At 50.7% G+C, this 2253-nt stretch carries 3 protein-coding genes and 1 pseudogene; 3 read left to right on the top strand and 1 reads right to left on the bottom strand.

The genetic code is table 11. The features are described 5' to 3' along the window. From ABE459_RS25900 to ABE459_RS25890, 3 genes and pseudogenes are all read left to right on the top strand, one after another. Positions 1–459: pseudogene (locus tag ABE459_RS25900) on the top strand (hypothetical protein); the annotation flags it as partial. A gap of 630 nt (positions 460–1089) precedes the next feature. Continuing rightward, positions 1090–1668, top strand: a complete 579-nt coding sequence (locus tag ABE459_RS25895; RefSeq protein WP_309475578.1) for an EndoU domain-containing protein — start codon at positions 1090–1092, stop codon at positions 1666–1668. Next, positions 1646–1900, top strand: coding sequence for a MafI family immunity protein (locus tag ABE459_RS25890; protein WP_125858906.1), 255 nt, complete (start codon positions 1646–1648; stop codon positions 1898–1900). The genes ABE459_RS25895 and ABE459_RS25890 overlap by 23 nt, the downstream gene beginning before the upstream one ends. Before the next feature lie 67 nt (positions 1901–1967). Here the strand turns inward: ABE459_RS25890 and ABE459_RS25885 are convergent. After that, positions 1968–2253 (bottom strand): hypothetical protein (locus ABE459_RS25885; RefSeq protein ID WP_323833996.1); only part of this gene is annotated, 286 nt, incomplete at its 5' end.

The following is a 2253-nucleotide window of genomic DNA, read 5'->3' as shown; positions in this document are numbered from 1 at the left end:
CAGGAGATTGCGTCTGCATTGAGCCAAGAGTCCCAGTTTAAGCAAGGGCTCGGCCAGGTGTTGCTGGGTGTGGCGACGGGTGGTGGTGGGCGAACGCCGAAGCCTTCAGTCGGCCAGGGGGGGGGAAAGACGGGGCCCACGGGGGGAGCAGGTGACGGGGGTGTGGTTGTTGGTGCAAAAGGTGGAAGTCCGGTAGCGGATGATTTCTTTGCAGGTGCGAAATATACAGATAAAGTGTTAGGTCAGATCAAGACTGGAGATCTTCATGGATTCCCGGAAAGCGTTACGACGTTCCAAAGTGCCGGACAGGTGACGAAGATTACAGGGGGAGATGGTGTGGTAAGAGATATGCTGAAAATCCCTGGTGAGTATCGTGGAAAACAAGGCGTTTTTGAGTTTATAAAAGAGCCGGATGGCTCAATTAATCATCGTCTATTCAGGCCGACGTCGGCGGAGTGATCCATGAGTACTATATGGTCGGAGCAAGTTGACCCTATTCTAAGTAGGGGCGTGTCGCTAGATGGTTTGGGGGTGCGGAATTGGGCCTTGGGTCGTGATGATGCTTTGCATGCTATTTATGAACTCGAAGCTCTTGGTGTCGCAATTCTTGGGGGAGATGTATATAAATTGGTTGGTGATAAAGCGGAGCTAACGTACGACAGTTGGTACTGCGATCAAGGTCCCGGTGAGTCGGATTCTGATTTTACTAAGCGTAGTTCAGGCAAAGCGGCTAGTTATATTCTTAGCTGTTTAATGCCTGATGGTCTTTTTTCGCTAGTGCCTAAAGTCTAATGGTGCAAAGGCACAGGTGCCCATTGTTAATGCAGAGAGAGGGAGATTAACGGAGGCATAACCGCCAGGGGCTTTCGTCGTCTGCTGATTTAGTTCGTCCAGAGTGTGCATGACGGGTCGAATGCCCATGTCGGGTCTGCTTTGGGTGGGCTTGGATCGAGCCGGGCGCAGACCGCGCCACATCTAGCGTTGCGCGCCTAGATAACGAAGAATCCTCTTACAGGGCCGTCGGGTAAGGCCGAAAACTTCAAGAGCACATTCATTCTCTTTGTCGTTGGACAGAGCAATGAAGCTGCAATGCAGGAGATTGTGTCTGCATTGAGCCAGGAGTCCGAGTTTAAGCAAGGGCTCGGCCAGGTGTTGCTGGGTGTGGCGACGGCGGATGGTGGGCGAACGCCGAAGCCCTCAGTCGGCCAGGGTGGTGGAAAGACGGGGCCCACGGGGGGAGCAGGTGACGGGGGTATGGTTGTTGGTGCAAAAGCACCTGGAAAAGATTACGTTGATATCCTTTCTCCTGAAGCAAAGCAGCATATTCTTTATGGAGATAAACCTGGAAGCGGCGGCCACATGTGGCCAGGACAGCAAGGGAAGACCGTTTTCCCTGAAAGTTGGTCAGGAGAGAAAATTGTTCATGCGGTCGGCGATATTACGACCTCTCCGAACACTAAGTGGTACGCACAGACAGGAATCGGGGGGCTTATACGGCTAAAGGGGACCCTGCCAAGTGGGTTGCTTATGAAGCTCGTGATGGAGTGCGTATGCGAGTTGTATACCAGCCAGCTACAGGGAAAGTGGTTACCGCATTTCCTGATGATGCTCCGGTTCCACCTTATAAGCCGATTAGGTAAATTTTATGTTTGCAGACCGTATTATTAAGTTTGGGAATAAATTCTACGGCCGGTTGGACGCGGGTCTGCTCCAAGGGGCATTGGACTATGTCGCGTACAATGAGGAAAGTCTGGCCTTCGAGATATTATGCGATCATATTTGTGAGTTTGATATTTCTATCACGGACGAAGAATATCAGGAGGCAGTTCGATTAATTACGGATATGGGGCTTGATTTAGATGATGGACCATTTAAGCATCTGGTGGGGTTGCGGAAGTAAAAAGCTAGAAATAAGTTGGTGCAAAAGCGACTTCAGGAGTCGGCCCTCTTATCAGCTTGGCAAGTAATCAAAGGGTGCGGAATATTTTTCTGGAGGATGTTGCTGGCGGAAAATCTGAGTATTTCGTATGGGCAATTATGGTGTCTAGATTTGCCTCTATTTCGAGAAAAAAGTGGGCGGTAAGTGACCTAAGGGTGCAGGTAGATGCGGACAAAAGCGGCTGGAGATTACCTCCAGCCGTTTTGTGAAAGAAAGTGTAGTGAACCACCTGTGTTGGAATCGTCGATCCCTGGGCATTGATCGTCTCGATTCTCATCACCTGGCCATTCTCGTGGCTTTGGCCAGCAAACATG

The sequence above is a fragment of the Pseudomonas sp. TWI923 genome (assembly GCF_039673365.1).
GTDB classification, from domain to species: Bacteria; Pseudomonadota; Gammaproteobacteria; order Pseudomonadales; family Pseudomonadaceae; genus Aquipseudomonas; species Aquipseudomonas sichuanensis.
Note: the sequence above shows the minus strand (reverse complement) of the source record. Positions and strands in the feature narration are given on the sequence as shown.